The organism is Streptomyces viridosporus, from assembly GCF_002078235.1.
Classification (GTDB): domain Bacteria; phylum Actinomycetota; class Actinomycetes; order Streptomycetales; family Streptomycetaceae; genus Streptomyces; species Streptomyces viridosporus.
In genome coordinates this window covers 1-5,141 of record NZ_MSGP01000363.1, presented here as the reverse complement: position 1 = coordinate 5,141, position 5,141 = coordinate 1, and the positions used below count along the sequence as shown (strand labels likewise).

Here is a 5,141-nt window from a genome sequence, read left to right as displayed (position 1 = left end):
GGAGGAGGGAGGAGGGAGGGAATGGGGAGAGAGGCAAGGGGGAGACCGGCGCGGGCCACAGCCCCTGCATCGTGGCACCGAATGCGCCGAAGGAGAAGCAAATCGTGACGAAACGGTAGGGAACGCGCACATCACCCGTCTCAGCGGGCGGGCGCCGACCACCTGCCGCGCGCGGTCTGGCTAGGCTGGACGACCGAACAGGCGACAGACGCACGTCAGCAAGGAGCATCGTCGTGGCGGTACGAGCGGTCCGGGGCGCCGTCCAACTGGAGCGGGACGAGCCCGGTCACATGGAGCAGCAGGTCGGCGCGCTGCTCACCACCGTCCTGGAGCGCAACGGGCTGACCTCCGACGACCTGATCAGCATCTGGTTCACGGCCACCCCCGACCTGCACAGCGACTTCCCGGCGGCCGCCGCCCGCAGGCTCGGCATCGTCGACGTGCCCCTGATCTGCGCCCAGGAGCTGGACGTCGAGGGCGCCATGCCCCGCGTCGTCCGCGTCCTGGCGCACATCGAGTCCGACAAGCCCCGCGCCGACATCGCGCACGTCTACCTCGGCGCCGCGGCCGCCCTGCGCAAGGACATCGCCCAGTGAGAACAGCACTCGTCCTCGGCACCGGACTCATCGGCACCTCCGCCGCCCTCGCCCTGACCCGGCGGGGCGTCGCCGTCCACCTCGCCGACCACGATCCGGAGCAGGCCCGCACCGCCGCCGCGCTCGGCGCCGGCACGGACGAGGTCCCCGACGGGCCGGTGGACCTGGCGGTCGTCGCCGCCCCGCCCGCCCACGTGGCCGACGTGCTCGCCGACGCGATGGAGCGCGGCCTGGCCCGCGGCTACCTCGACGTCGCCAGCGTCAAGGGCGGACCGCGTCGCGAGCTCGAGGCGCGCGGCCTCGACCTGACGCCCTACATCGGCACGCACCCCATGTCCGGCCGGGAGAGGTCCGGCCCGCTGGCCGCCACCGCCGACCTCTTCGAGGGCCGCCCCTGGGTGCTGACCCCCACCCGGGACACCGACACCGAGGTGCTGAACCTCGCCCTGGAACTGGTCTCGCACTGCCGCGCCGTGCCCGTCGTCATGGACGCCGACGCGCACGACCGCGCCGTGGCCCTCGTCTCCCACATGCCCCACCTGGTGTCCAGCATGGTCGCCGCGCGCCTGGAGCACGCCGAGGAGGCCGCCGTACGGCTGTGCGGGCAGGGCATCCGGGACGTGACCCGGATCGCCGCCTCCGACCCCCGGATGTGGATCGACATCCTGTCCGCGAACCCCGGGCCGGTCGCCGACCTGCTCACGGACGTCGCCGCCGACCTGGAGGAGACCGTGCGGGCCCTGCGCGCGCTGCAGTCCTCCGACGAGGACAAGCGCCGCGAGGGCAGCACGGGGATCGAGGGCGTGCTGCGCCGCGGCAACGCCGGCCAGGTCCGCGTCCCCGGCAAGCACGGGTCCGCTCCGCGGGTCTACGAGACGGTGGCGGTGCTCATCGACGACCAGCCGGGGCAGCTGGCCCGCATCTTTGCCGACGCGGACCGGGCCGGGGTCAACATCGAGGACGTGCGGATCGAGCACGCCACCGGGCAGCAGGCCGGTCTGGTGCAGCTCATGGTCGAGCCCCGGACCGCACCCGTCCTCACGGCGGCGCTGCGGGAGCGGGGCTGGGCGATCCGGCAGTAGGGCCCGGCCCCGGGATGGGCCGATCGGGGGATGCGCACCCAGTAACCTTGTGCGGGGCGGTCGCGCCCCGTCCCCCGCCAGCCAGGTCCAGGAAGGTCCCACTGTGGAAAGCGCCACGCCCGTGATTGTCGCCATCGACGGCCCCTCCGGCACGGGCAAGTCGAGCACGTCGAAGGCCGTGGCGGCGCAGCTCGGCCTGAACTACCTGGACACCGGCGCCCAGTACCGGGCGATCACCTGGTGGATGGTGAACAACGGCATCGACATAGACGACCCCTCCGCGATCGCCGCCGTCGCCGGCAAGCCGGAGATCGTCTCGGGCACCGACCCCAAGGGCCCGACCATCACGGTCGACGGGGTGGACGTGGCCGGTCCGATCCGCGAGCAGGAGGTCACCTCGAAGGTCAGCGCGGTCAGCGCGGTGCCCGAGGTGCGGACCCGGATCACCGAGCTGCAGCGCACGATCGCCTCCTCCGCCGTCACCGGCATCGTCGTCGAGGGCCGCGACATCGGCACCACCGTGCTGCCCGACGCCGACCTGAAGATCTTCCTCACCGCCTCCGCGGAGGCGCGGGCCGCCCGCCGCAGCGGTGAGCTCAAGGGCGTCGACGTCGACGCCACCCGCGAGGCCCTGATCAAGCGGGACGCGGCCGACTCCAGCCGCAAGACCTCCCCGCTGGCCAAGGCGGACGACGCGGTCGAGGTCGACACCACCGACCTGACGCTGGCGCAGGTCATCGAGTGCGTCGTCACCCTCGTCGAGGAGAAGCGGGCCGGGAAGTGACCGACGTTCCATCGGCGCGGGGCGCCGAGGTCGGGCGGCGCATCGGCGTCGGCCTGATGTACGGCCTGTGGAAGCCGCGGGTGCTGGGCGCCTGGCGGGTGCCCGCGGCCGGTCCGGTGGTGCTCGCCGTCAACCACTCCCACAACATCGACGGCCCGATGGTCATGGGCGTGTCGCCCCGGCCGACGCACTTCCTGATCAAGAAGGAGGCGTTCGTCGGCCCGCTCGACCCGTTCCTGACCGGCATCGGCCAGCTGAAGGTGGACCGGCACACCACCGACCGCACGGCGATCTCCCGGGCACTGGGCGTCCTGGAGCAGGGCGGTGTCCTCGGCATCTTCCCCGAGGGCACCCGGGGCGAGGGCGACTTCGCCTCGATCCGCGCGGGACTCGCCTACTTCGCCGTGCGCGGCGGCGCGCCGATCGTGCCGGTGGCCGTGCTGGGAAGTTCCGAGCGGCGTGGACGGTTGATAAAGGGGCTGCCCCCGCTGCGCTCCCGCGTCGACGTCGTCTTCGGCGACCCCTTCGACGCGGGCGACGGCAGCGGCCGGCGCACCCGCAGAGCGCTGGACGAGGCGACCGAGCGCATCCAGAAGCAGCTCACCGCGCACCTGGAGAACGCCAGGCGCCTGACCGGACGCTGACCGACGGAAAACGCCGGGCGTCCCACCGGACGCCGGGCGACACTGAGTAGTGGACCGCTCCGGACCGGGCGGTCCACCGACCACCACGATGAACGAGGTACGGACTTCATGAACGACCACATCCAGCCCGACGGCTCGGACGCGTACGAGGGCGCGCACGAGCACGACCACGGGGCGCTCGGCGACGCCGAGTACGCGGAGTTCATGGAGCTCGCCGCGGAGGAGGGCTTCGACCTCGAGGACGTCGAGGGCGCCATCGAGGCCGCCGGACACGGTCCGCTGCCCGTGCTCGCCGTCGTCGGCCGCCCCAATGTCGGCAAGTCGACCCTGGTGAACCGGATCATCGGCCGCCGCGAGGCCGTCGTCGAGGACAAGCCGGGCGTCACCCGCGACCGCGTCACCTACGAGGCCGAGTGGGCGGGCCGCCGCTTCAAGGTCGTCGACACCGGCGGCTGGGAGCAGGACGTCCTCGGCATCGACGCGTCCGTGGCCGCGCAGGCCGAGTACGCCATCGAGGCCGCCGACGCGGTCGTCTTCGTCGTCGACGCCAAGGTCGGCGCGACCGACACCGACGAGGCCGTGGTCCGGCTGCTGCGCAAGGCCGGCAAGCCGGTCGTGCTGTGCGCCAACAAGGTGGACGGCCCGAGCGGCGAGGCCGACGCCGCGTACCTGTGGTCCCTGGGCCTGGGCGAGCCGTACCCGGTCTCCGCCCTGCACGGCCGCGGCACCGGGGACATGCTGGACCAGGTCCTGGAGGCCCTGCCGGAGGCCCCGGCGCAGACCTTCGGCACCGCCGTCGGCGGACCGCGCCGGGTCGCCCTGATCGGCCGCCCGAACGTCGGCAAGTCCTCGCTGCTGAACAAGGTCGCCGGCGAGGAGCGCGTCGTCGTCAACGAACTGGCCGGCACCACCCGCGACCCGGTCGACGAGATGATCGAACTGGGCGGCAAGACCTGGAAGTTCGTCGACACGGCGGGCATCCGCAAGCGGGTCCACCTCCAGCAGGGCGCCGACTACTACGCCTCGCTGCGCACCGCCGCCGCCGTCGAGAAGGCCGAGGTGGCCGTCGTGCTCATCGACGCCGCCGAGTCCATCTCGGTGCAGGACCAGCGCATCGTCACCATGGCCGTCGAGGCGGGCCGCGCGCTCGTCCTCGCGTTCAACAAGTGGGACACCCTCGACGAGGAGCGCCGCTACTACCTGGAGCGCGAGATCGAGACCGAGCTCGGCCAGGTCGTGTGGGCGCCCCGGGTGAACGTCTCGGCGCGCACCGGCCGGCACATGGAGAAGCTGGTCCCGGCCATCGAGACGGCCCTGGCCGGCTGGGAGACCCGGGTGCCGACCGGCAGGCTGAACGCCTTCCTCGGCGAACTGGTCGCCGCCCACCCGCACCCCGTGCGGGGCGGCAAGCAGCCGCGCATTCTGTTCGGCACCCAGGCGGGCACCAAGCCGCCGCGGTTCGTGCTGTTCGCCTCCGGCTTCATCGAGGCGGGCTACCGGCGCTTCATCGAGCGCCGGCTGCGCGAGGAGTTCGGCTTCGAGGGGACGCCGATCCACATCTCGGTGCGGGTGCGCGAGAAGCGCGGCAGGAAGAAGTAGCCGAGGACACGGCGAAAGGGGCGGACCCGACCGGGTCCGCCCCTTTCGCCGTTCACCGTGCCGGGTCAGGCACCCCTGCGCGGAGCCGGCGGCAGTCCGGCCGGCACGTGCTGCATCCCGGTGGCGTGCCGGCCCACCGTCCCGACGCGCTGCCACTGCGGCTGCTGTCCGGTGACCTGGCGGGTGCTGCCCGGGCCGTAGGGGCCGTACGCACCGCTCCCGAGGGAGCCGCTAGACGACCCAGGGCCGTGGCCGCCGTACGGCCCCGTACCGCGCGGGATGTTCCCGAAGGCGGTGAAGCCCAGGTCCTCCTCGCCGCTGCGGTCACCCGGCAGCGCGCGGAAGGACTTGACGTACTCGGTGTAGAGGGCGTCGTAGATCGGCGTGGCCGAGAGGCCGCTCCGGGAGCCCTGAGCCGGGCGCCCGGGGGCGGGAA

At 73.1% G+C, this 5,141-nt stretch carries 6 protein-coding genes; 5 read left to right on the top strand and 1 reads right to left on the bottom strand.

The window, feature by feature from the left end:
• Positions 1-233: 233 nt before the first annotated feature.
• The 5 genes from aroH (at position 234) to der (ending at position 4,705) form a co-directional block, all read left to right on the top strand.
• Positions 234-596, top strand: a complete 363-nt coding sequence (gene aroH, locus B7L92_RS25215; protein ID WP_081239704.1) for a chorismate mutase — start codon at positions 234-236, stop codon at positions 594-596.
• A complete protein-coding gene (locus tag B7L92_RS25210) occupies positions 593-1,678 on the top strand; it encodes a prephenate dehydrogenase (protein WP_081239703.1) in 1,086 nt (361 codons plus the stop codon). Before aroH ends, B7L92_RS25210 begins: the two co-directional genes overlap by 4 nt.
• A gap of 103 nt (positions 1,679-1,781) precedes the next feature.
• On the top strand, positions 1,782-2,462 hold the full coding sequence (cmk, locus tag B7L92_RS25205) for a (d)CMP kinase (RefSeq protein ID WP_081239702.1): 681 nt from the start codon (positions 1,782-1,784) through the stop codon (positions 2,460-2,462).
• The gene (locus tag B7L92_RS25200; RefSeq protein WP_081239701.1) at positions 2,459-3,106 is read left to right on the top strand and encodes a lysophospholipid acyltransferase family protein; all 648 of its coding nucleotides are present in this window, start codon (positions 2,459-2,461) and stop codon (positions 3,104-3,106) included. Before cmk ends, B7L92_RS25200 begins: the two co-directional genes overlap by 4 nt.
• 108 nt (positions 3,107-3,214) lie before the next feature.
• Positions 3,215-4,705: a ribosome biogenesis GTPase Der gene (gene der / locus B7L92_RS25195; protein ID WP_081239700.1), complete on the top strand. Its 1,491-nt coding sequence runs from the start codon at positions 3,215-3,217 to the stop codon at positions 4,703-4,705.
• 65 nt (positions 4,706-4,770) lie between these two features.
• Here the strand turns inward: der and B7L92_RS25190 are convergent.
• Positions 4,771-5,141: hypothetical protein (locus B7L92_RS25190; RefSeq protein WP_255311129.1), on the bottom strand; the 371-nt coding region annotated here is incomplete at its 5' end.

What these genes read in the sequence shown, in the direction of transcription:
- der (WP_081239700.1), top strand. Translation starts at nt 3,215, where the DNA reads ATGAACGACCACATCCAGCCCGACGGCTCGGACGCGTACGAGGGCGCG.